Here is a 23946-nt window from a genome sequence, read left to right on the forward strand (position 1 = left end):
CCACCTTCAACCCCGGTCCCAAAGGACCGTCACGCCTCGAGGATATCGTCGCCCTCCGGGCCGCCATGACCGCCCCCATCAGGCTCGGCCATATCGAATTCCAGCCCGTGCGACGCGCGGATCTTGTCCTCGATGCTGTAAGCGATCTTGGGATTGTCCTTGAGGAACTGCTTGGCATTCTCGCGGCCCTGACCGATGCGCTCGTCACCATAGCTGAACCAGCTGCCCGATTTCTCCACCACGCCAGCCTTGACGCCAAGATCAAGAAGCTCTCCGGTTTTCGAGATGCCCTCGCCATACATGATGTCGAATTCCACCTGCTTGAACGGCGGGGCCACCTTGTTCTTCACCACCTTCACGCGTGTCGCGTTGCCGACCACCTCGTCGCGGTCCTTGATCGAGCCGATGCGGCGGATATCCAGACGCACGGAGCTGTAGAATTTCAACGCGTTGCCGCCTGTCGTGGTTTCCGGGCTGCCGAACATCACGCCGATCTTCATGCGGATCTGGTTGATGAAGATCACGGTGCATTTGCTGCGGCTGATCGATCCGGTCAGCTTGCGCATCGCCTGGCTCATCAGGCGGGCCTGCACACCCACATTGCTGTCGCCCATATCGCCTTCAAGCTCGGATTTGGGCGTGAGCGCCGCCACCGAATCAACCACGATCATGCTGACCGCACCGGACCGCACCAGCGTATCCACGATCTCCAGCGACTGCTCGCCGGTATCGGGCTGCGAGATCAGCAATTCGTTGATATCCACACCCAGTTTCTGCGCATAGATCGGGTCGAGCGCATGTTCCGCATCCACGAATGCGCAGACCCCGCCCTTTTTCTGTTCCTCGGCCACGCAATGCAGCGTCAGCGTCGTCTTGCCCGAGCTTTCCGGACCGTAGATCTCGACGATCCGGCCCTTCGGCAGACCGCCGATTCCAAGCGCGATATCCAGCCCCAGCGACCCGGTCGAGGTCGCCTCGATATCGGCAACGGGATTGTCCGACCCCATCTTCATGATCGAGCCTTTGCCGAACTGCCGTTCGATCTGCGCCAGCGCGCTTTCCAGCGCCTTTTGCTTGTCCGCGTTCTTCTTGCTGTCCATTGTCAAAAGATCTGCCGTTGCCATTGTTCCGGTCCCTTATTTCACACCCTGTATCGAGCGGCAATCGCTGCCTGTGTTCACCTCTTGTTCCGGAAGGTATGGAGACAAAAGGAGAACATTTCAAGAATTTTGTTCACAAGACCCAGTTTTTCATGCAGTGATTAAAAAGCCGTAAACAGGCGCCGAAATCTGTTGTCGCGTGGGGGATTGGGCGAAAATGCTCGTGTTTTCAAAGGCCAGGCTGGTGTTCTTGTCAGTGCCGAAGACCGGCTCCACGGCCTATCAGGCGGCGCTGGCGCCCCATGCCGCGATGATCGTCAGCGATCCACCCGAACTCAAACATGCGCCGGTGTTCCGCTACAACCGGTTTTTCCGCCCCGCTCTCGAGAAATACATCGGCGCTCCGCTCGATGTCCTGGCGGTCATGCGCGAGCCGGTGGACTGGTTGGGCAGCTGGTATCGCTACCGGCGCCGGCCCTTCCTTCAGGGGCAGCCCAAATCCACCCATGACATGAGCTTCGACGCGTTCGTCGATGCCTATACCCAGGGCGAAAAACCGCCCTTCGCCAATGTCGGCTCGCAGGCCAAGTTCCTCGAGCCGCAGAAAAACGGCACGGCGGCCACCCATCTCTTCCGCTACGAGGATCAGGCCGGGCTTCAAAGCTTCCTGCAGGAGCGTCTCGGTCTCGAGGTTGATATCGGCCGTCAGAACGTCTCGCCCCCGATGCCGCTCGAGCTGAGCGACGCCACGCTTGCCAAGCTGCGCCGCAAATGCCCCCAGGAGTTCGCGCTTTACGACAGCATCCGCCCCGGCGGCGCCTATACCCCCCTTCCGCGCGACTGACGGGCACAGACCATCGGTCATGCCATCTGGCGCAGAACGATATCGGTCAGTTCGGTCAGCGAAAACGGTTTGGGCAGGAAGACGGAATTCGGGATCTGTGCCTGACTGTCGCTGAAAGTCTCCTCGGCATAGCCCGACATGAATACCACATGCACACCGGGCCGGTCGCGCAACGCTTGCCGCACCCATGTCGGCCCGTCCAGACCGGGCATCACCACGTCGGTCACGAAGACATCCACCACAAGGTCCTTCTGCGCCAGAAGCTCGAGCGCATCCTCGGCCGACTCCGCCTCGAGAACGGTAAACCCCCGCATCTGCAGGGCCCTGCTGGCAAAGGCCCGCACCGGAGCCTCGTCCTCCACCAGCAGAACGACCCCGTCCGATCGCCCCCCCGCGATCCGCGGGGTCGGTTCGGGCGCTGATCGAGGCGGTGCCTCGTCCTGATGGGCCGGCAACAGCACCTGAAAACGCGCGCCCTGCCCCGGTGCGCTTTCGACGAAAATGAACCCGCCCGTCTGCTTCACGATTCCGTAAGCCGTCGACAGACCAAGGCCCGTCCCCTCGCCCACGCGTTTGGTGGAATAGAACGGCTCGAACACCTTCTGGAGTTTGTCCGGCGCGATCCCCACGCCCTCATCGCTGACCTCCACCGAGACATACCGCCCCGGCGCCACCACCGCACGCCCCCGGCGCAACGGTTCGTCCAGCACCAGGTTCTCGGTCACGATGCGGATTTCCCCGCCCTGTGGCATGGCATCGCGCGCATTCACCACGAGATTCATCAACACCTGCTCCAACTGCCGCTTGTCCGCGCGAATCCGCGCCAGAACCGGATCATGCCGCAGGATCAGGCTCACCTTCTCGCCGACCAGCCGATTGAGAAGATGCGTCAGATCCGCCAGCATATCGCGCAGGTCCATGATTTCCGGGCGCAGCGTCTGCTTGCGGGAATAGGCCAGCAGTTGGCTGACCAGGGCAGCGGCACGGTTGGCATTCTGACTGATCTGCACGAGATCGGCATAATCGCCATCCCCCTGATCGTGCCGCAACAACAGCAGGTCGCAATGCCCTGAAATCGCCGTCAGAAGATTGTTGAAATCATGCGCCACGCCACCGGCAAGCTGACCAATGGCCTGCATTTTTTGAGACTGGACGAATTGCGCTTCCAGCGATTTGAGCTTGGTCGCATCGCTGAGCACCGCGATCAGCACGGCTTGCCCGTCTTCAACCACACGATTGAGCGACACTTGCGCGAAGACTTCCTTGTCGTCGCGCCGCACACGCATGAATTCCGAATGCACCGTGCCGCGTCCCGCGGCCGCATCGCCCAGCCAATCCGTGATCGGTCGGCCCAACCCTTCCATCAGATCCCCAAGCCGCACATTTTGACACCGATCCACGCCAAGCAGATCGCGCGCGGGCCGGTTGGACAGCTGCACCTCGCCCGTCGCGGCCAGCTTCAGCAATGGCACCGGCAATTCATCGAAAAACGCCCATCCATCCGGCTGATATTCCGGCGCGGCGATCCCCGGCAAAAGGAACACTTCACGGCGCCCGGCCACGCCTTCCAGTTCGACCATGAGACATGATTGCGCGCCGTCGCGCGTGGTGATCGCATTCATCGCCCCGGAACGCAGCGGAAGCTTTGGACACAGCTGATCGAGCGATCGCAGCCGGTCGCCCACCAGATGACGGGCCGCCGCGTTCATGAACAGGATCGTGTCATTGCGCCCCACCGTCAGCATCGGCAAAGGGGTGGCATCGCCCTAGGATTGCGGCCGGTCGGCGGATTTCTCCACACGCCAGAGCAGCAGATCATCGCCCACCCGATGCGCGCTGATCCGCAGATGACCGCTGCGGGTCACCACATCCTCCTGTGCCGCGCCGGTCGCCTGCGCCCGACTTTCAAGACGAAAGAGAATCAGCCCCGGATCGGCGAGGCAAGCCCGCAAGGCGGCGACCAGCGTTGTCGCGCGGTCGGTAACAAGCTGCTCCGCCGCCGCCGGGTTGACATAGACCAGACGCCCGTCGCCATCCGCCACAAGGCTGGGCGCGCCGTCATGATCCAATATGGCGGAGAAGGCACCCCGCGCGCTGTCGCGCACTCTTTGCCCCGCGCGGGCGATCACATGGCTCCAGCCTGCCCACATCGCCAGCGTTCCAGCCACCAGAAACAGCACCGCCTGCCCCGGTCCCGGCCCGAGCAGCCACCCCGTTGCGGCAAAAAGAGCCGCCGACAGAACAAGAAGCCCCGCACGCGGCCGCAGCTCCGTTACCGCCCGCCGCACCGGCAGAATGAATTGCGTCGTCTCGGCCACCTTGTCACACTCGTCTCGCACCTCGCTGCCAAGGCAGTTTGCCCGAAACGACTTAAACAGGGGTTAACGCGGGCGCTTTTTTTGGCGGGCTTTCGGGAGCACACAAGCGCGCCTCATATCCTCTTGAAAACAGACAGGAAAAAACCGTCACCCTCGGCCGATATCGGCCAGCGGCGGCGCAAGGTTTCGCCCCATTCGGGATGGGTCTGCAAAAAAGCCGCGCTCTGATCCTCGTTCTCGCAGCGAAACACCGAACATGTGGTCAGCACCAACTGCCCGCCGGGGGCCACCAGCGCCGCGGCGCTCTCCAGGATCTCCCTCTGGATCGCGCAAAGCGCATCAAGCCGCTCCGGCGTCAGCCGCCACTTGGCATCCGGCGCGCGCCGCCATGTGCCGCTACCCGAACAGGGCACATCGCACAGCACCAGATCGAACGGCCCCGCCGCAGCCAGATCCCGCCCCTCCAGCCGTGTCACCTCGACACCGGCGCGCGCCGCGCGCGCCGGAAGGTCGGCCATCCGCCGCGGATCGGCGTCATGGGCGAACCAAAGCGCGTCATGCCGCACCGCCAGCGCCAGCACCTTGCCACCGCCGCCCGCGCAGTAATCGAGCACGCGCGCGCCCGGTGCGATCTCCAAAGCCGCCATCGCCGCCTGGCTTGCGCCGTCCTGCAGCTCGATGCCGCCCGTCGCATAGAGCTCCGATTGCGCCACCTTGCGCGCGCCTTCGGTCACGATGAGTGCCTCTTCGGCAATCTCGGACCGCCGAACCGAAATCCCGCTTGTCACCATGTTTTCAATTACTTCTGAGACGGAGTTCATGCGAATATTGACCCGCAAGCACACAGGCGCCCGCTCGCGCAACATCCGCGCCGCCGCCTCGGCCCCGTCCCCGAGCGCCGCCTCGAAAAGCGGCACCATCCAGTCCGGCAGATCAAGCCTGTCGCCCGCCGTCACCGGCGCAGCACCGCCCGCCTCCTCGTCCTCGCTCAGCACCTCTGGCGCATGGCCCTGACCGGTGAACACCGTCTGAGGTGCCACGCCCGCCGCGCGCAGCGCGCCCAGCATCAGCCCGCGCCCGGTCTCAGCCCCGCCAAGACAGGCATAGGAGCGCCGACAGCGCAGCGCCTGAAACACGTGATCGCGCACCGCCGCGCGGTCCTTCGAACCCGCGAAGCGCGACCGCCGCCCCCAGGAGGTCAGCGCCTTTTCGGCCGCATCGCCCGCCAGAACCCCGTCCAGCACCTCGATCGCGGCCTGAATGCGCGCCTCGGGGGTCATGCCTCACCGCCCTGCAAACGCGCCTCAGCCGATCCGGTAATTGGGGCTCTCGCGGGTGATCTGCACGTCATGCACATGGCTTTCCTTGAGGCCCGCGCCGGTGATCCGCACGAATTTGCAATCGCGGCGCATCTCCTCGACCGTGGCGCAGCCGGTATAGCCCATCGCGGCGCGCAGCCCGCCCACCAGCTGGTGCAGCACATTGCCCGCACCGCCCTTGTAGGGCACCTGCCCCTCGATCCCTTCGGGCACCAGCTTGTCGCTGGCGGCATCCTTCTGGAAATACCGGTCCGCCGAGCCGCGCGCCATGGCGCCAAGGCTGCCCATCCCGCGATAGGCCTTGAAGGTGCGCCCCTGATACAGGATCACCTCGCCCGGCGATTCGTCCGTGCCCGCCAGCATCGAGCCGACCATCGCACAGGACGCGCCCGCCGCGATCGCCTTGGCGAAATCCCCTGAAAACTTGATGCCGCCATCGGCGATCACCGGCACATTGCCCGCCGCCTGCGCGCAATCCATGATCGCGGTCAATTGCGGCACGCCCACACCCGCCACCATCCGCGTGGTGCAGATACTGCCGGGGCCGATGCCCACCTTGACCGCATCGGCCCCCGCATCGATCAGCGCGCGCGTGGCCTCCGCCGTGGCGACATTGCCGGCCATGACCTGCACCCGATTGGACAGCGCCTTGACCCGCTCCACGGCGATCGCCACACCTTCGGAATGGCCATGCGCCGTGTCGATCACGATGATATCGACCCCCGCATCGATCAGCGCCGCCGACCGCTCGAACCCGGCATCCCCCACGGTCGAGGCCGCCGCAACCCGCAACCGGCCCAGATCGTCCTTGCAGGCCGTGGGATTGAGCACCGCCTGTTCGGTGTCGCGCAGCGTCAGAAGACCGGTCAGCTTGCCAGTGCCATCGGTCACCAGCAATTTCTCGATCCGCCGCGCCTTCATCAACGATTTCGCCTCTTCGCGATCCGCAGGCTCCTGCAGGATCGCCAGGTTGTCCGACGTCATCATCACCCGCACCGGCGTGTCATCGCGATCCGCAAAACGCATGTCCCGGTTGGTGACGATCCCCACGACCCGGCCCTTGTCATCGACCACCGGAAATCCGGTGACGTTGTAGCGCTCCTGCAGCGCCTTGGCATCGGCAAGCGTCTGATCGGGGGTCAGAGTGATCGGGTTATAGACGATCCCCGATTCGAAGCGCTTGACGCGGCGCACTTCGCGCGACTGCTCCTCGGTGGTCAGGTTGCGGTGGATGACACCCATGCCGCCCGCCTGCGCCATGCAGATCGCCATGCCGCTTTCGGTCACGGTATCCATCGCGGAGCTGAGAAGGGGAATATTGAGGTCGATCGACCCCGTCACCCGCGTGCGCGTATCGGCGGTGCTGGGCAGCACGCTCGACTTTGCGGGAACAAGCAGAACATCATCGAAGGTCAGCGCCTCACGAATCTCCATTGTGTCTCTCCATGGGCAGATCGTTTGGCGCTTCCCTATCGCATGGATCAAAGGCAGGCGAAAGGCCATTCTCGCCTTGCCGGGCGCGACGTTTCGGGCCAGCCTGCGCCACGACGCAAAACAAGAGGATATCCCATGGCCACACACGGATACGAGGGCGGACGGCTCGACCTGCCCTTCGTCGGCATCTCGACCTTCGGCAAACGCCCCTATGTGGCCGACTGGGGCGCCATCGACGCCGATGTCGCCATTCTCGGCGCGCCTTTCGACTTCGGCACGCAATGGCGCCCCGGTGCGCGCTTCGGCCCGCGCGCCGTGCGCGAGGCCTCGACGCTCTTCAGCTTCGGCCATGCCGGCGCCTATGACCACGAGGACGACGCCACCTATCTGCCCGGCGATGTGCGTATCGTCGATATCGGCGATGCCGATATCGTCCACACCGATACCGAGAAAAGCCACGCCAATATCGAAACCGGCGTGCGTGCGATCCTGAAGGCCGGCGCGCTTCCCGTGGTGATCGGCGGCGATCATTCGATCAACATTCCCTGCATCCGCGCCTTCGACGATCAGGGCGACATCCATGTGCTGCAGATCGACGCGCATCTCGATTTCGTCGATGAACGCCACGGCGTACGCCATGGCCATGGCAACCCGATGCGCCGTGCCGCCGAACAGCCCTATGTCACCGGACTCACGCAACTGGGCATCCGCAATGTCAGCTCGACCTCGAAAGAGGGCTATGACGACGCCCGCGCGCGCGGCTCGGATATCCTGTCGGTGCGGCAAATGCGCCGTCTGGGGACGCAGGCGACCGCCGCCCGCATCCCCAAGGGCGCGCGGATCTATATCACGCTCGACATCGACGCCTTCTGCCCCTCGATCGCGCCCGGCACCGGCACGCCCAGCCATGGCGGGTTTCTCTATTACGAGGTGCTCGAGCTGTTGCAGCAGGTGGCGCGCGACCACGAGATCGTGGGCATCGATCTGGTCGAGGTGGCGCCCGATTACGACCCCACCGGCTCCACCGCGATCCTCGCGGCGCAGGTCCTTCTGAATCTGTTGGGATTCGTGTTTCATTCCCGCCGGTCCGAGGGATGATCACCCGCGCAGGGGGCCAGCCCCCGCCGTCGAAATCCCTCAAGGGGGATTTCAACGGACCCCCGGGATATTTCTGGCCAGAAGAAGCCGCGGCGCAACCTGCGCTTGGCCTGCCCCCGCGATCCGGGCTATAGGGGCGCAAAGGAACGTCAGGACAAGACCATGGCCGAAACCGAGCAGCCGCAGATCTATCTCATCACACCACCCGATTTCGAGCTGTCGGACTTTCCCGACCGGCTGGCGGCGGTTCTGGACGCGCAGGACATCGCCTGCGTGCGTCTTGCCATGGCCACCCGCGACGAGGACCGGCTGGCGCGCGCCGCGGATGCCTGCCGCGAAGTGACCCATGCACGTGACGTGGCGCTGGTGATCGACAGCCATATCATGCTGGTCGAGCGGCTTGGGCTTGATGGCGTGCATCTGGCCGACGGGGCGCGCTCGGTGCGCAAGGCCCGCAAGGAGCTGGGTGCCGACGCCATCATCGGTGCGTTTTGCGGCACATCGCGCCACGAAGGCATCAATGCCGGCGAGGCCGGCGCCGATTACATCAGCTTCGGACCCGTCGGCGTCTCGGCGCTTGGCGACGGGTCGGTGGCCGATCATGAGCTGTTCGACTGGTGGTCACAGATGATCGAACTGCCGGTGGTGGCCGAAGGCGCGCTTGATGCGCAGCTGATCGCCGCCCTTGCGCCGGTCACGGATTTCTTCGGCATCGGCGACGAGATCTGGAGCGCCGAGGATCCCGCCGGCGCCCTTGCTAAGCTCATCGCGGCCATGGGGTGATCCCAGGCGGGTTTTGCGCCTGTTTGTGTACGGGATGGACACAAATTCCGGCAAAAGACACGCGGTTGGTCCCAAACGCGTGTCGGTTTCGTACAAATCGCACACATCTCAGGCGGGCGCGCGCCGATCCTCGGGCATGGCGCTGCGCACCACCTCTTCGACATGCGCCGCGAGCGCCTTGCGATCGGCGAAGGCCTCGACCCTGACGGGGGGGTGATAGACCACCGTGACCCCGCCCTGACGCTTTGCCGCAAGGGTTTTCAGCAGATGCCCCCCGAACTCCATATCGCCCCACCAGCCGTAAAAGCGCGGGTCTTCGGCCCTTGGCGCCCGATAGATCACGGTCACCGGCTGGATATGCAGGTCATGGACGATATTCGGGCTGAAGAACGCCTGAAAAAGCGTTGATTTAAATGGTAAAACCCGCATCCCGTCGGTCGAGGTCCCCTCGGGAAAGAACAGCAGCTTGTGCCCGGCCTGCAGGCGCGCCTCGAACATATCGCGTTGAGATTTGGCTTCTTTCGGGGTGCGGTTGATGAATACGGTCCCGGTGATCCTTGCCAGCGTGCCGATCCCGGGCCAGCCCGCGACCTCGGATTTCGAGACGAAATAGATCCGCTTGCGCGCATTGAGGGCGAAAATATCAAGCCAGGACGAATGGTTGGCAACCACGGCGCCATGCGCCTGCATGGGCTGTCCGCGCGTGTCATGGCGCATCCCGAGGATCACGAACGCCGACCGGCAGACCCATTGCGTGATATAGGGCGTCCAGGGCCGGCCCAATCCGAACAGCGGACGCTCCACGCCGCGCACCAGCAGCATCAGCACGACACCTGTCACCAAAACCATCACCAACGCCCCCCCGCGCCGGATCACGCGCAGCCACCCGCCCAGACCCGGAGCGACGCTTGGAGGCGGCTCTTCACCATGACCATTCCACGTGAACGTCACGGCGTAACCCTATTATTATAAATGCTTTTGTTCCGGTCGCTCATACGGCGCGTATCCATCACCAGACAGATATCCGTGGTGTTGAAGCTATGGTCGACAAAGGCGCCTTCGCCGACATGGCCGCCCAATCGCAGATAGGCCTTGATCAACGCCGGCACTTGCAGCATCGCAGTCCGACGATCGAGCTCTGCTTCCGGGATGATGTCCATCGCCTGGAAATGATCCTCACGCGCCCTGACCCGCAACTCGGACGGGGCGAGGTAGCGATGATGCAGCAAGGACAGGGGCTGGGCCAAAGACTGCGGATCAGTGCCATGGAAACTTGCGACACCGAACAGGATCTCGATGTCATGGGTGGCGATATATTGTCCAAGCCCGTTCCAAAGATGCAGCATCGCCGCGCCACCGCGATACTCCGGATCAAGGCAGGAGCGCCCCAACTCCATCAACCGACGCCCGGATCGCTTCAGCACGCCAAGATCATACTCATCCTCGGAATAGAATTGCCCCGCACGCTGTGCCAGATCATCGCGCAAGAGCCGATAAACCCCTACAACGGCGCCATTTTTCGCCTCGTCCAGAAGGATGAGATGCTCGAAAAACGGATCGAACCTGTCCCGTTCGAGACCGGCATCGTGATCCACCAGCGGTCCGTCACCGCCCAGTTCCTCGACAAAAACGCGATATCTCAGGCGCTGCGCCGCGCGCAGTTCCGCGTCGGTGGTCGCCAGCTTTACGCGAAACTGCGGGCCGTTTTCCGACTCCATCTGCCTCGGATCCCATCGGTCATTTCCGGGGTTTTAGTCAAGCCATGGCGCGATGGCAACGTTCTGCAGTCAGGTCGTGGCGGCCAGCTTTCCATTAATGATTTGGTAACCGCCTTCAGTCTTCAATAACCATCACAAGAGCGATGCGACTTCCGTCGATCACCATCTTGCCGACCTCGCGAAAGTTCACAGTGATGCGCCCGCCGATATTGGACTGCACTTGCCCCACGCCCCAATCGGGTTGTTGTGGATGCCTCACCAGCATCCCGGGTTCGAGCAGCGAATTGAGTTCCGTCATCTATGCACCCGCCTTCCGGAGTGAGCCTCATGCCCTACCATACCCATAACATAGCCGCCCTGACAGCCTCGCGCATCTGCCATGATCTCATCAGTCCGATCGGCGCCGTGGCGAACGGGATGGAGCTGATGCAGTTTGCCGGCGCGTCGGACGGCCCTGAAATGGCTCTGGTCAGCGAAAGTGCCGCGCATGCCAAAGCCCGCATCCGCTTCTTTCGGCTGACATTCGGCATCGCCTCCGACACTCAGATGGTCGCCGCCGAAGAGGTGAACGAGATCCTCAAAGCGATCTACAGCGGCACGCGCATCGAGATCGAGACCACCCTTGATACAAGCCTGCCGCGCGCCCTGGCACAGGCGGTTCTGCTTGCTGTTCTGTGCGCCGAGCACGGGCTGGGTGTCGGGGGGCAGTTGCGGGTTCATGAGCTCGGTGAGCATTGGCAGATCGAAGCCCGAAGCCCCCGCCTGCGCGCCGATCCGGGATTGTGGGGAAGCCTGACCGGGCAACCTCTACCGCAAGACATCCCCCCGGCGGCGGTGCAGTTCTTGCTGCTCCCGCTGATCCTGACGGATCTGGGCAGGACCTGCGCCTGCAGCCTGACAGAGGACAGCGCGCGGATCACGATTTAACGCCGAACGACCCCGTCCCCTTCGACCAGATATTTGAAACTGGTCAGTTGCGCCGCCCCAACCGGCCCTCGCGCATGAAGCTTGCCGGTCGCGATACCGATCTCAGCGCCCATGCCGAACTCTCCGCCATCGGCGAATTGAGTCGAGGTGTTGCGCATCAGGATGGCACTGTCCAGACGACGAAAGAACATCTCGGCCGCCGCATCGTTCTCGGTGATGATGCAATCGGTATGCTGGGAGCCGTAGCGCCGGATATGGGCAATCGCGCCCTCTTCGTCCTCCACCACTTTCGCGGCGATGATCGAATCAAGATATTCCCGGCCCCAATCCTCTTGCGTTGCCTCCTGCGTGCCTGCGATGGCCTTGAGCGTAGCATCGGCGCGCACCTCCACACCGGCATCCATCAGCGCGCGGATCACGCCTTGGCCGATCGTGTCCACCACATCGCGGTGAATGAGCAGGCATTCGGCGGCACCGCAAATCCCCGTGCGGCGGGTTTTGGCATTGAGAACGACCTTGAGCGCCTTTTCCGGGTCCGCGTCACGATCGATATAGATATGCACGATCCCTTCGAGATGGGCAAAGACCGGCACCCGCGCTTCGCGCTGCACCAGCCCCACAAGCCCCTTGCCGCCGCGCGGAACGATCACGTCTATCGTGTCGACCATGGTCAGCATTTCCTGAACGGCGGCGCGATCGCGGGTGGGAACCAGCTGGATTGCATCCTCGGGCAATCCTGCCGACCTCAGCCCCTCCACGAGGCAGGCGTGGATCGCGCTCGATGAGTGGAAGCTTTCCGACCCGCCCCTCAGGATGACGGCATTGCCGGATTTCAGGCACAGCGCCCCCGCGTCCGCCGTCACATTGGGCCGGCTTTCATAGATCACGCCGATCACGCCAAGCGGGGTGCGCACCCGGCGAATGTGAATACCCGATGCCATGTCCCATTCCGCCAGCACTTCACCCACCGGATCCTCCTGTCCCGCCACCGCGCGCAGCCCCTCGACGATGCCCGCGATCCGATCCTCCGACAAAAGCAGCCGATCCATCATCGCCTCGGACAGCCCCTTGTCCCGGCCATAGTCCAGATCCTTGCCGTTGGCCGCAATGATCTCGCTGCGCTGCGCCCAGACGGCATCCGCCGCCGCCTCGAGCGCATGGCGCTTGGCCTCGGCGCTGGCAACCGACAACTCGACCGCCGCCGCCTTGGCGCGCTGTCCGATCTCGGCCATCAACTGGGGGATGTCACCATGATCTTTCATCCGAATGTCCTTTCGGTTTGCGCAAAGACTACCACTGGTGCGCCTCAGAACGCCATATCGTCACGATGAATCAGCGGGCCTCGCGCGGGATAACCCAGCACCTGCTCCACCTGATCCGAGCGCAGGCCGCGAATTTTCGCAGCATCCTGCGCATCATAACGCGTCAGCCCCTGGCCCAGCCTGTGGCCCGCCTCGTCGGCGATTTCCAGCGGATCACCGCGCCCAAACGCGCCCTCGATCCGCACCACGCCCGCAACCAGCAGGCTGCTGCCCCGCTGCAAGGCCCCGGCAGCCCCCTTGTCGACGAAAACGCGCCCCTTGGGTTTCATCGCGCCGATCCAGGCTTTGCGCTTTTGCTGAGGATCGCCCTGTGCGGTGAACCAGGTGGCCGGAGCGCCCTCTTCCAGCGCGCGGATCGGATAGAGCACCGAGCCTTCGGTGATCGCCATGTCACAGCCCGCCGCCGTCGCCGTCTTGGCCGCCATCAGCTTGGTCTTCATGCCGCCCTTGGACAGCCCGGACCCGGCATCGCCCGCCATCGCCTCGATCTCGGGCGTGATCTGCGCAATCACGTCGAAGCGCCTGGCGGTCGGATCAAGCGCGGGGTTGGCCGAATAAAACCCGTCCACATCCGACAGCAGGATCAGCTGATCCGCACCCGCCGTTACCGCGATCTGCGCCGCCATCCGGTCATTGTCGCCATAGCGGATCTCATCGGTGGCCACGGTGTCGTTTTCATTGACGATGGGCACGGCACCCAGCATCAAGAGTTGCTCCAGCGTGGCGCGGGAATTGAGATAGCGGCGCCGATCCGCACTGTCTTCCAGCGTCACTAGAACCTGGGCGGCGCGGATGTCATGCTGATTGAGCGCTTCGGCATAGGCGCGCGCCAGTTCGATCTGCCCGACCGCGGCTGCGGCCTGACTTTGCTCAAGCGACAATTCGCTGGCCGGCAATCCAAGGGCCCCACGCCCAAGGGCGATCGATCCCGAAGACACGAGGATCACATCCGTGCCGCGGGCGCGAATGCGGGCCACGTCCTCGGTCAGTGCGCGCAGCCATTCGGCGCGCAAGCGTCCCGTCTGTCGATCCACCAGAAGTGCCGAGCCGATCTTGACGACAAGGCGCTTTGCATCTTCTACGGCTGCCACGGTTCCGGCTCATCCTCTGAAATGCGCGTGCGCAGGCGGTCATCGTCAATTTCAAGGCGCAGGCGCCGCAGCACCTCGGTCACGCCCTGCCGTGCGACGCCGGACATCTCCAGCACCTCGCAGCCGCAGGCCTCTTCCAACTCGGCGCGCGCCGCCGCGCGTTCCTCATCGTCCAGAGCGTCGATCTTGTTCAGCACAGTCACGCGTGGCTTGTCTGCCAGATGCCCGCCATAGGCCTCGAGCTCGTGTATGATCGTTTGGTAATCCTCGGCGATGCTCTGCGACGTGCCATCCACCAGGTGCAGCAGCACCGCGCAGCGTTCCACATGGCCCAGAAACAGGTCTCCAAGACCCCGCCCCTCATGTGCACCCCCGATGAGGCCCGGAATATCGGCCACCACGAATTCCACCTCATCGATCCCCACGACACCCAGATTGGGATGCAAGGTGGTGAACGGATAATCCGCGATCTTCGGTCGCGCGTTCGAGGTCGCGGCCAGAAAGGTCGATTTCCCGGCATTGGGAAGCCCCAAAAGGCCCACATCCGCGATCAGCTTGAGCCGCAGCCAAAGCGTGCGCTCCACCCCGGGCTGGCCGGGATTCGAGCGGCGCGGCGCCTGATTGGTCGCGCTCTTGAAATGCAGGTTGCCCCAACCGCCATTGCCGCCCTTGGCCAGCAAGACGCGCTGTCCGATCTCGGTCAGATCGGCGATCACCGTTTCCTGATCCTCATCGAGGATCTCGGTCCCTACCGGCACCCGCAACACGATGTCGTCACCCGTCTTGCCGGTGCGCTGCTGGCCCATGCCGGGCTGACCGTTCTTGGCAAAGAAATGCTGCTGATAGCGGAAGTCGATCAGCGTGTTCAGCCCATCCACCGCCTCGGCCCAGACCGAACCGCCGTTGCCGCCATCGCCGCCATCCGGGCCACCGTATTCAATGAACTTTTCGCGGCGGAAGCTGATGCAGCCGCCCCCGCCCGCGCCCGAGCGAATGTGAACCTTTGCCAGATCGAGAAATTTCATGTCTTCTCCTTATGCAAAGGCGTGGTCGGCCTCAATCCATTTTGAGGCTGTAGGTCCATGTCGGAACCTTTGCGTTTCTTGCAACCGAGAATGTCTCGGCATCCCCCAGATATTCGAACCCCGAATTCGTCAGAACCCGCGCCGAGGCCGGATTGTCCTGAAAAACCGTGGCAAAGATCGTACGGCATTCCAGCGGATTGGCCCGGATCACGGCCCCAACAGCCGCAGACGCCACCCCTGTATTCCAATAGGCGGGTGCAACCCAGAACGAAATCTCGCACTGCCCCCGCTCCAGACGGTCAAGGCTGATCACGCCCATCACCTCGGGACCGCCCGATTTCGCGCCATCCATAGTCCAGACATCTTCCGTCCGGTTCGCGGACTGCGCCCGCGCGATGAACGCCTCGGTCGTGCCCGGCGGCAACGGATGCGGGATCGAGGTGGTTGCCTTGGCCACACGCGCATCGCCCGCGTGCAGATCGATCAAGCCGCTATCCGACAGCCGCAGCGGCCGCAGATCGAAACGCTCGGTCTCGATCACCGGCTGGCTCACGATCAGATCATGTTTCATTCTCTCTCTCCTCCACCTGCTGGCATCCGTCATCACCGCAGCGCCTGCCGTTCACGGTCTGGTCCCGACCTCCTCAAATCCGGACCGACGGAAAAAGAAAAGGGACCGGCGGTTCCGCCGATCCCCCAATATCTGAACCCTGTCAGGATTGGCTTACTCGGCCGCCTCCGCGACTGGCAGCACCGAAATAAAGGTCCGGCCCTTCAGCCCCTTGTGGAACTTCACGGCGCCTTCTTCGACGGCGAACAGGGTGTGATCCTTGCCCTGCCCCACGCCGGCACCTGGCCAGAACTTGTTTCCGCGCTGACGCACGATGATGTTGCCCGGAATAACGGCTTCGCCGCCATATTTCTTAACGCCAAGGCGGCGACCCGCGGAGTCGCGACCGTTACGGGAGGAACCGCCTGCTTTTTTATGTGCCATATCGTGTTGCTCCTTTAGCCCTTGGCCAGTTCTTTGGCCTGTTCGACCCAGCCTTCACGCTCGATCCGGCCTTTGAACGACAATTTCTCGTCCATATCAGCAATATCCGCATCCGTCCACGCCGCGATCTGCGCGAAGGTGGTGACACCCGACTCGTGCAGTTTCTTTTCCAGCGCGGGACCGACGCCCGACAGCAATTTCAGGTCATCGCCAGCCGCATCGGCCTTCTTTGCCGGGGCTGCGTCTTTCTTTTCGGCCTTCTTGGCCGGGGCTGCGTCTTTCTTTTCGGCCTTCTTGGCCGGGGCTTTCGCTTCGGCTGCGCCAGCGGCAACCGCTGCGACAGAACCCGCACCCACGGCGGCCTTGACGCCGGACTTGTCGGCGCCCTTCTCGAGGATCTCGGTCACCCGCAGCAGCGTCAGTTGCTGGCGGTGCCCCTTCGTGCGCTTCGATCCGTGCTTACGGCGGCGCTTGACGAAGTGGATGACCTTGTCACCCTTGATCTGGTCAACGACCTCGGCCTGCACAGCAGCCCCCGCTACAAAGGGCGTACCGATGACGGGCGTATCGCCACCCAGCATCAGGATATCGTTGAACTGAACTTTCTCACCGGCATCGGCTGCCAGCTTTTCAACGCGCAGAACGTCGCCGGACTGCACCTTGTACTGCTTGCCACCGGTTTTCATAACCGCGAACATCTTCGTTTCCTTTTCGATTGCCGCGCTCTGTGGTCCCCGTTTCGGGAGTTTACGGCCCAAAGCCACCTCGAGCAGCGCGCCCAGTGCGAGCGATAGTTACATCTCCCGTGCAGGTCCACCCTGCCGAGATGCGCGCTTATTCAAAAGATGCCGCCCAAAGTCAAGGGGGTGGCGGGGTTTTCCCGTTCAAAGCTTCTCGCTTTGCATCCTTTGCGCGATGGAGCGTCCCAACAGATAGGACAGCTCTTCGTACATCCGGTCGAAGGCCGCGAAAACCGCCGAGTTCAATGCCGCCCCCGCCGGGCTGCGATAGAACTCAGCATAGGCCTCGAGATCCTCGGGCGCCAGCGGCTCATAGGCCATCAGCAGAAACGCGTTGAGCCAGTCGCGCGATTCGCGGCGCAGCGTGTCCTCCTGCCCCCAGACATCAGCGAGCACGTCATCCTGCGACATCTCGAACGCCCCGCCATCGATCAGCCCCTGGTAAAAGGCGAGCTGCGTGTTCAGCGCCCCCATCACGTTGCGCTCGATCAGGTCGCTGTCCTCGATCAGCCTTCCGATCCGCTCGAGGATCGGCGCATCCCGGTCGCGCAGACGCTCGCTCCGGTCCATCGCCGCCTCTTCCACGGCATCATCCATGAACGCCCGCCGCGCGGCCAGTTCCAGACCGACGATCTCTTGCCCTCGCTCCGACGTGAAAAACTCCAGCATCTGCGCGACATCCTCGCCCTCGAGCGCTGCGGCAAACCCGGCTTCGACCAGAGCCTGCATCTTGTCGGCATCATGGATCCGTGACACGACGTCCTGCCAGCCTTCGCTATCCCCCTCGGGCAGCATCTCGAGCCCAAGATCGCGGCCATAGACCAACCCCTCATCGCGCATGATGGCGACGGTGTCGGACAGGCGCAGCGCCTTTGACAGGTCTTCGATCTGCGCATCCTGCGCCAGTGCCATCCCGGCACAGCCCAGACTGATCGCCAAGGCCACAAGGCCGCCTTTAACCATCTTGACGATCACAGATCCTGACCTCCGGAAATTTCGGCCATCCGCATGGCCAACGCCTCGTAACGGTTGCCCATGATCTCCCATTGCACCGCGTTCATCAATTCATAAACGCGTTGCATTTGCGGATCTTCCAGCGCTGCAAGATACGCGCGCAGATCCTCGTCGTTGATGTCGCGATAGGTATAGGCCGCCGACGCAAGGGCCGACCGCCGCATGCTCAGGCGCAACTCCCCCTCGGTTTCCTTCATCATGGCCCGCAACATCTCTTCGTCGAACTCCTGTTCCAGCACTCCGGCCGTGCTGGCGGCCAGCAAAAAGCGCAGCTGGATCTCCTGCACCGCGCGCACGGCGACATCTCCACTGTCGACCGCCGCGTTCATCTGCACCAGCACATCCAGCCGCTCATCGCCGCTGGCAACCATCGCCGCCACCAGATCTTCGCCCTCGGCCTGTTTTCGCGCATCATCCGCATCCATATGCGAGGCGTTCTCGACCTCCACAAGGCGCATCCCAAGGGGCGAGGCATAGAAGGCCGCCGCATGTGCCAGATCGTCATCGCTCAGGGTCTGCTCCAGAATATCCAGCGCCATGCCCCGCATGATGTCGGTGTCGAACACCTTTTCGGCAATCCGCGTCCAGCTCTCCCCGAAATCGCTGGCCGACATGCCAAGCATCTCCGGCGCATCCGCCGCCGACAGCGCGATACTGTCCAGCGCGACATCAAAGCCGGTCACGTTCAAGAACGCCTTGAGCCGATCCCGATCCGCCGCGTTCACGGGCAAGCCGGACAGCAGGGCCACCAGCACCGCAAGCCCCATCATCTTGAACAAAATCGAGGGTATTAGACGCGTCTTTGCCATGCCGTGTCCTCCGATGCCTGGTGACTTTCGAGAACCTAGGCATTTTCTCATCACAAACAACGGAAAACCCCCTTGTCATGCCCGCCAAAGGCAATTACACGCAGCCTCCATACCCCGCGGAGAGGTGCCGGAGTGGTCGAACGGGGCGGTCTCGAAAACCGTTGATCCTTCACGGGATCCCAGGGTTCGAATCCCTGTCTCTCCGCCATTTATGCCAGACGAAACGCTGGTGTGAAAAGGCGTAACCGCTTGGCGACCCTCCCTGAAATCAGACATGCGATTACAGCTCTCGGGCACGCAAGCGCCCCCTACCCGGTCTCTACCCTGCGTCCTATCCAACAGGGTTTGCCCCACAAGCTGACACGCCTCGCAAGCTGAAGTGGGAGCGATGCGGTTTTCCGCCAACTTGGGGGTTCTCCGGGCCAACCGCCCATTGCCCGACGCGGACGAGGTTGACTCCGCGCAAGTGATCGAAGCCATTCAACGCCTTGGCTGCTCAAAGACCCTTTGCGCCGAATTCTCCATGGTCTTGCTGCATCTTGGCACCGGAATTGCCTTAATCGCATGGCAATCTTTCGCGTTCAAACTGCCTTTCATGGAGATCGAACCCGTGCCCGCCGCCGCCCACAGCTATCCGCATTCCGCGCGCGCGCGGCTGTTCGAACTGATGCGCCAGCAGAACCGCCGGGAGGTGCGTGCCCTGCGTGTCCCGCAACCGACAGCCCTTGATCCGAACCACGCCCTGGCCTTTCTCGCGGCCGCCGAACGGTCTTTCGCGCCGCCTTCGCCCGACGACAGGATCAGGCCCCGTGCTCAGCCCTTGAAACCAGTGGCCACGACGAATTTCTCGGAACTGTCGGCGCGCGATGCGGGCGGCTTGACATTGGCCACCTTGGTGAAGCGCTGCTTGAGCAGTTTCTGGAGCTCGCCCTCCGCGCCCCCGGCCAGAACCTTCGACACGAATGTGCCGCCCTCGTCCAGAACGTCGAACGCCAGATAAGCCGCCGCCTCGCACAGCGCGATGATGCGCAAATGGTCGGTCTGCTTATGGCCCGAACTGGCCGCAGCCATATCGCTCATCACCACGTCGGCCTTGCCGCCCAGCCATTCCTTGACCTGCATATCGGCATCATCGGCCATGAAATCCAGCTGTTTGAGAACGCATCCGGCGATCGGTTCGACCTCTTGCAGATCGATGCCCAGAATGAAGCCCTGCGCCTTGCCGCCCTTGTCGCCAAGTGCATTGATGCGCGGCACCGCCACCTGGCACCAGCCGCCCGGCGCACAGCCCAGATCGACCACCCTTGCCCCCGGCACCAGAAACCGGAACTTGTCATCCAGCTCCATGATCTTGTAGGCCGCGCGCCCCCGATACCCTTCGGCCTGCGCACGCTGCACATAAGGATCGTTCAGCTGCCGCTGCAGCCAGCGCGTCGACGACGCCTTGCGCCCGCGGGCCGTCTTGACCTTGACCGTCAGGTCACGCAGCCCGCGCCCCGAGGTGTTCTTTCCATCCGGTCCCTTGGCCATCACTTCGTCCTATCTTCAAGCACGCCATCGCGTGACATCAGCGCATAGAGCATTCCCTCGCGCAGACCACGATCCGCCACCGACAGCCGGTCCGTCGGCCAGCACCGCAGAAGCGCCTGCAGGATCGCCGCCCCCGACATGATGAGCGCCTGCCGGTCCAGCCCGATCCGCGGATCCTTGCGCCGGCCCGACGGCCCGAGCGCCAGATACTTGCGGATCACCAGATCGATCTCGTCACTGGTCATGCACAGCCCATCCACCTTGTTGCGGTCATAGCGCTTCAATCCCAGATGGCTGGCCGCGACGGTCGTGACCGTCCCCGAGGTGCCGATGATCTGAAACCCCTCGCGCGTCTGTTCGTTCTTGTAGGGCGCGAATTCCGCAAGGTTTTCCTCGAAGAACCAGCTCATCAAGGCAAAGCGCGCGCTGTCATCCTCGACGTCGCGGAACTGGTCGCGGAGCGTGGCCACACCAAGCGGCACACTGATCCAGTCCACCACCCGCGCCGAGGCCCGACCCGTCTCGCTGCAATGAAAGCCGCCATGCATCCGCATGATCGCCTGCGCGCGCTCGACCGGCGGCACGTCGCGCAGATCGATCCACACCAGCTCGGTCGATCCGCCGCCGATATCCACCACCAGAAGCTGCTCGGTGCCCGGATTGACCAGCGGCGCACAGGACACCACCGCAAGCTGCGCCTCTTCCTGCGGCTGGATCATGTCCAGTTGCAGACCGATTTCGCGTTGCACCCGGCTCAGGAACGCCTCTCCATTGGCGGCGCGCCGGCAGGCCTCGGTCGCGACAAGGCGCATCCTCTTGACCTTGTGTCGGGTGATCTTCTGCTGGCACACGCGCAGCGCCTGCAGCGTCCGCATGATCGCAGAACGCGACAATCGGCCATATTTCTCAAGGCCGGACCCAAGCTGGACCGACTTCGAGAAACTGTCCACCACCTTGAACTGATCCCCGTCAGGACGGGCAATCAGCATCCGGCAGCTGTTTGTGCCAAGGTCCAGCGCCGCATAAAGATCGGCCTGACCAAGGGAGCTCAGTGCGGGGCTCTCTACCGTTTTCGGGATAGCGCCCGCACTTTCGGGACGCTTGGGCGCCATGTCATACGCCCTCCATTTCGAGTTGTCCCAAAGGTAGTCCCTTGCGGCGCCCTGCGCAAGCTTTGCCGCCATGCATAAACATCATGAAAGCTTTTCGCCATCCGCCCTGTGGCGGCGCGGCGCGGTTCGCACTAATGTCCGCACGTCGCATGGCGCGCGCGTTCTGTCGAAAACCGACCAAGCGACACGTCCTCCCTGCATTAGAGAGGGTCCACCGAGTAAGAGGAATCAGCCATGGTTGACGTCACTATCGTCTACTGGCGGGACATACCCGCACAGGTGATTGTCGGAAAAGGCCGTCGCGGCGCGAAAAAGCAACTCGCCGAACGGTTCGAACAGGCGATTGACCGCGCGGCGATGAAAACCGGCGCGGCCGAAACCGACGCCTACCTCGCCGAATGGCGCAAGGCGGCCCCTTATCAGGTCGAAGGCGACCCGGCCGAAGTGGCCGAAGCCGAAGCGACCCGGCTCGAAGCGGAGTACGATCAGGACCGCATAAAAGCCCTGATCGCCAATGATGGCTGGGCATGACGCCAGCATCGCTATGGGAGGCCGCAATGGCTTTGTTGAACTTCAGAAAACGTGATGCCGGCGCGCAAGCGCCCGCCCCCGTCAACCCGCAGGTCGAAGCCTTCCTGCAAGGCTACTCGATCGAGGTCATGCCGCGCACGGCCGAAAAGGTCGAGAATTTTCGCGATCTTCTGCCCGAAGGCACGCGGGTCTATATCGCCCATATCGAAGGCACCCCGATCGAGGACATGGTCGCCACCGCCGCGCGTCTGGCACGTGACGGCTATCCGGTTATGCCGCATTTCCCGGCGCGCATCATCCGCGATCAGGCGATGCTTGAAGACTGGATCGCGCGCTATCAGGGCGAGGCGGGCGTCGATCAGGCGCTGTTGCTGGCCGGTGGCGTGACCACGCCGCATGGTGAGTTCGACAGCTCGATGCAGCTCATGGAATCCGGCGCCTTCGACCGCGCCGGCTTCAAGCGCCTGCATGTGGCCGGCCACCCCGAAGGCAACCGCGATATCGACCCCTCGGGCGGAATGAAGAACGTCGAGGAAGCCCTTCAATGGAAACAGAAATTTTCCGAACGAACCGATGCTCAGATGGCCCTTGCCACGCAATTCGCCTTTGACGCCAAGCCGATCATCGCTTGGGCCGATGGCCTGCGCGCGGCAGGCATCACGCTGCCGGTGCATATCGGCATCGCCGGTCCCGCCAAGCTGCAGACCCTCATCAAGTTCGCCATCGCCTGTGGCGTCGGTCCGTCTTTGAAGGTGCTTCAGAAACGCGCTATGGATGTCTCCAAGCTGCTGCTCCCCTACGAGCCGACCGATGTTCTGACCGACCTCGCCGCCCACAAGGCCGCCAACCCCGATTTCAACATCGAGGCGGTTCATTTCTTCCCATTGGGCGGCATCAAGACCAACGCCACATGGGCGATCGAAAACGGCGGCGCGTCCGCCGTACCCGCAAACGCCACCTGACCGAAGGACACATGGATACATGACCCGAACAGTCGTCGAAAGCAAAACCAAGACCGCGATTATCGGCTTCGATCAGCCGTTTTGTGTGATCGGTGAGAGGATCAACCCCACCGGCCGCAAGAAACTGGCCGCCGAACTCGAGGCCGGTGATTTCTCGACCGTCGAGTCGGATGCCATCGCACAGGTCGCCGCAGGCGCCACCGTGCTCGATATCAACGCGGGCGTCGTCTACAACTCGAACCCCGATCCGAACGAGACCGAGCCGCCCTTGATGCGCAAGATGATCGAACTGGTGCAGGGGCTTGTCGATGTGCCGCTCTGCATCGACAGCTCGGTGCCAGGTGCGCTCGAGGCCGGTCTGGCCGCCTGTGAAGGTCGCCCGTTGCTGAACTCGGTCACAGGCGAAGAAGACCGTCTGGAACTCGTTCTGCCGCTGGTCAAGAAATACAACGTGCCCGTGGTGGCGATCTCAAACGACGACACCGGCATCTCCGAAGATCCCGATGTGCGCTTTGCCGTCGCCAAGAAGATCGTGGAACGCGCCGCCGATTTCGGCATTCCGGCGCATGACATCGTCGTGGACCCGCTCGTGATGCCGATCGGCGCCATGGGCACCGCGGGCATTCAGGTCTTCACCCTAGTGCGACGCCTGCGCGAGGAGTTGGGGGTCAACACCACCTGTGGCGCCTCGAACATCTCGTTCGGACTGCCCAACCGTCACGGCATCAACAACGCCTTCCTGCCGATGGCCATGGGCGCAGGCATGACCAGTGCGATCATGAATCCGGTGGCCTTGCCCGTCAAACAGGCCGAGATAGAGGCGCGCAAGATCGCCGCCGCCGCCGCCGGCATCGTGCTGCCCGAGGATATGGACGACGAAAGCTTCTGCCAGCTGTTCGGCCTTGGTTCCACCAAGCCACGCCCCGGCAAGGAGATGGAGGCGATCCGCGCGGCCAACTTCCTGACCAACAACGACCCGCATGGCGGCGAGTGGATCAGGTTCAACAAGCCCATCCTGAAAGAGGGCGAAAAAGAAGCCGGCGCGCGTGGCGGGCGCACAGGCGGACGTCGCCGCCGGGCCTGACCCGGTCACAGGGCAGTCTTACCAGACCAAAGCCCCGTGCCGACATGGCGCGGGGTTTTTCGTGCCATGCGGGCAACATTCGCCGGTTTGAGACACTGAGCTGCCCCCACTAAGTGGTCCAAGTTGATTGTTAGTGCATGACCGGCCTCTGGTCCATCTGGACAATACTTTCCGGTGCGGGAGGCCGGTAT

23 protein-coding genes, 1 tRNA gene and 1 pseudogene are annotated in these 23946 nt (G+C 63.2%); 8 read left to right on the forward strand and 17 right to left on the reverse strand.

The window, feature by feature from the left end; genetic code table 11:
* Positions 1–29 precede the first annotated feature (29 nt).
* Positions 30–1124 carry a recombinase RecA gene (recA, locus tag F3H35_RS12035; protein WP_149779822.1) on the reverse strand — a complete coding sequence of 365 codons (1095 nt, stop codon included), beginning with the start codon at positions 1122–1124 and terminating at the stop codon, positions 30–32.
* A 193-nt stretch (positions 1125–1317) separates the two neighbouring features.
* On the opposite strand from recA, the gene F3H35_RS12040 reads away from it, so the two are divergent.
* Positions 1318–1944: a sulfotransferase family protein gene (locus F3H35_RS12040; RefSeq protein WP_149779823.1), complete on the forward strand. Its 627-nt coding sequence runs from the start codon at positions 1318–1320 to the stop codon at positions 1942–1944.
* Between the two features lie 17 nt (positions 1945–1961).
* Here the strand turns inward: F3H35_RS12040 and F3H35_RS12045 are convergent.
* The 3 genes and pseudogenes from F3H35_RS12045 to guaB all read right to left on the reverse strand — a co-directional run bounded on the left by F3H35_RS12045 (position 1962) and on the right by guaB (position 7015).
* Positions 1962–4262: pseudogene (locus F3H35_RS12045) on the reverse strand (ATP-binding protein).
* Between the two features lie 113 nt (positions 4263–4375).
* Entirely contained in the window at positions 4376–5542 is a 1167-nt protein-coding gene (locus F3H35_RS12050) for an RsmB/NOP family class I SAM-dependent RNA methyltransferase (RefSeq protein WP_149779824.1), read from the reverse strand.
* Between the two features lie 24 nt (positions 5543–5566).
* Complete coding sequence (gene guaB, locus F3H35_RS12055; protein WP_149779825.1) at positions 5567–7015, reverse strand: IMP dehydrogenase; 1449 nt, start codon at positions 7013–7015, stop codon at positions 5567–5569.
* A 135-nt stretch (positions 7016–7150) separates the two neighbouring features.
* Between guaB and speB the strand changes: the two genes are divergently transcribed.
* Together speB and F3H35_RS12065 are read left to right on the forward strand one after the other, a co-directional pair.
* A complete protein-coding gene (speB, locus tag F3H35_RS12060) occupies positions 7151–8113 on the forward strand; it encodes an agmatinase (protein ID WP_149779826.1) in 963 nt (320 codons plus the stop codon).
* A gap of 162 nt (positions 8114–8275) precedes the next feature.
* Positions 8276–8896, forward strand: coding sequence for a thiamine phosphate synthase (locus tag F3H35_RS12065; protein WP_149779827.1), 621 nt, complete (start codon positions 8276–8278; stop codon positions 8894–8896).
* Positions 8897–9004: 108 nt separating this feature from the next.
* On the opposite strand, the gene F3H35_RS12070 is transcribed toward F3H35_RS12065, so the two are convergent.
* The 3 genes from F3H35_RS12070 to F3H35_RS12080 form a co-directional block, all read right to left on the reverse strand.
* Positions 9005–9847 carry a lysophospholipid acyltransferase family protein gene (locus tag F3H35_RS12070; RefSeq protein WP_394852314.1) on the reverse strand — a complete coding sequence of 281 codons (843 nt, stop codon included), beginning with the start codon at positions 9845–9847 and terminating at the stop codon, positions 9005–9007.
* Complete coding sequence (locus F3H35_RS12075) at positions 9844–10614, reverse strand: GNAT family N-acetyltransferase (RefSeq protein ID WP_149779828.1); 771 nt, start codon at positions 10612–10614, stop codon at positions 9844–9846. Before F3H35_RS12075 ends, F3H35_RS12070 begins: the two co-directional genes overlap by 4 nt.
* Before the next feature lie 115 nt (positions 10615–10729).
* Complete coding sequence (locus tag F3H35_RS12080; protein WP_149779829.1) at positions 10730–10912, reverse strand: DUF3553 domain-containing protein; 183 nt, start codon at positions 10910–10912, stop codon at positions 10730–10732.
* A 29-nt stretch (positions 10913–10941) separates the two neighbouring features.
* Between F3H35_RS12080 and F3H35_RS12085 the strand changes: the two genes are divergently transcribed.
* Positions 10942–11541: a histidine phosphotransferase family protein gene (locus tag F3H35_RS12085; RefSeq protein WP_188129956.1), complete on the forward strand. Its 600-nt coding sequence runs from the start codon at positions 10942–10944 to the stop codon at positions 11539–11541.
* On the opposite strand, the gene F3H35_RS12090 is transcribed toward F3H35_RS12085, so the two are convergent.
* The 8 genes from F3H35_RS12090 to F3H35_RS12125 all read right to left on the reverse strand — a co-directional run bounded on the left by F3H35_RS12090 (position 11538) and on the right by F3H35_RS12125 (position 18536).
* Positions 11538–12803, reverse strand: a complete 1266-nt coding sequence (locus tag F3H35_RS12090; protein WP_149779831.1) for a glutamate-5-semialdehyde dehydrogenase — start codon at positions 12801–12803, stop codon at positions 11538–11540. The two genes, F3H35_RS12085 and F3H35_RS12090, sit on opposite strands and share 4 nt — an antisense overlap.
* Before the next feature lie 44 nt (positions 12804–12847).
* A complete protein-coding gene (proB, locus tag F3H35_RS12095; RefSeq protein ID WP_149779832.1) occupies positions 12848–13954 on the reverse strand; it encodes a glutamate 5-kinase in 1107 nt (368 codons plus the stop codon).
* Positions 13942–14979, reverse strand: a complete 1038-nt coding sequence (obgE, locus tag F3H35_RS12100; protein WP_149779833.1) for a GTPase ObgE — start codon at positions 14977–14979, stop codon at positions 13942–13944. The genes proB and obgE overlap by 13 nt, the downstream gene beginning before the upstream one ends.
* A gap of 31 nt (positions 14980–15010) precedes the next feature.
* Positions 15011–15550, reverse strand: coding sequence for a GNAT family N-acetyltransferase (locus F3H35_RS12105; protein WP_149779834.1), 540 nt, complete (start codon positions 15548–15550; stop codon positions 15011–15013).
* A 153-nt stretch (positions 15551–15703) separates the two neighbouring features.
* Positions 15704–15973: a 50S ribosomal protein L27 gene (rpmA, locus tag F3H35_RS12110; RefSeq protein ID WP_149779835.1), complete on the reverse strand. Its 270-nt coding sequence runs from the start codon at positions 15971–15973 to the stop codon at positions 15704–15706.
* A 14-nt stretch (positions 15974–15987) separates the two neighbouring features.
* Entirely contained in the window at positions 15988–16671 is a 684-nt protein-coding gene (locus tag F3H35_RS12115) for a 50S ribosomal protein L21 (protein WP_149779836.1), read from the reverse strand.
* A 186-nt stretch (positions 16672–16857) separates the two neighbouring features.
* Complete coding sequence (locus tag F3H35_RS12120; RefSeq protein WP_223228397.1) at positions 16858–17676, reverse strand: DUF2059 domain-containing protein; 819 nt, start codon at positions 17674–17676, stop codon at positions 16858–16860.
* Between the two features lie 8 nt (positions 17677–17684).
* Positions 17685–18536, reverse strand: coding sequence for a DUF2059 domain-containing protein (locus F3H35_RS12125; protein ID WP_188129957.1), 852 nt, complete (start codon positions 18534–18536; stop codon positions 17685–17687).
* A gap of 118 nt (positions 18537–18654) precedes the next feature.
* Here F3H35_RS12125 and F3H35_RS12130 point away from each other — a divergent pair.
* Positions 18655–18744, forward strand: a tRNA-Ser gene (locus F3H35_RS12130).
* Positions 18745–19349: 605 nt separating this feature from the next.
* On the opposite strand, the gene F3H35_RS12135 is transcribed toward F3H35_RS12130, so the two are convergent.
* Entirely contained in the window at positions 19350–20066 is a 717-nt protein-coding gene (locus F3H35_RS12135; RefSeq protein WP_149779838.1) for an RlmE family RNA methyltransferase, read from the reverse strand.
* Positions 20066–21178, reverse strand: a complete 1113-nt coding sequence (locus tag F3H35_RS12140; RefSeq protein ID WP_149779858.1) for a Ppx/GppA phosphatase family protein — start codon at positions 21176–21178, stop codon at positions 20066–20068. Before F3H35_RS12140 ends, F3H35_RS12135 begins: the two co-directional genes overlap by 1 nt.
* A 234-nt stretch (positions 21179–21412) precedes the next feature.
* Between F3H35_RS12140 and F3H35_RS12145 the strand changes: the two genes are divergently transcribed.
* Genes F3H35_RS12145 through F3H35_RS12155 form a run of 3 tightly spaced genes read left to right on the forward strand, consistent with a single transcriptional unit; the run spans position 21413 to position 23755 of the window.
* A complete protein-coding gene (locus F3H35_RS12145; protein WP_149779839.1) occupies positions 21413–21709 on the forward strand; it encodes a virulence factor in 297 nt (98 codons plus the stop codon).
* Positions 21710–21735: 26 nt separating this feature from the next.
* On the forward strand, positions 21736–22671 hold the full coding sequence (locus F3H35_RS12150) for a methylenetetrahydrofolate reductase (protein WP_149779840.1): 936 nt from the start codon (positions 21736–21738) through the stop codon (positions 22669–22671).
* Between the two features lie 19 nt (positions 22672–22690).
* Positions 22691–23755: a methyltetrahydrofolate cobalamin methyltransferase gene (locus tag F3H35_RS12155; protein WP_149779841.1), complete on the forward strand. Its 1065-nt coding sequence runs from the start codon at positions 22691–22693 to the stop codon at positions 23753–23755.
* The last annotated feature ends 191 nt before the right edge of the window (positions 23756–23946 follow it).

This window comes from Roseovarius litoreus (assembly GCF_900142765.1).
In the GTDB taxonomy this organism is placed as follows: Bacteria; Pseudomonadota; Alphaproteobacteria; order Rhodobacterales; family Rhodobacteraceae; genus Roseovarius; species Roseovarius litoreus.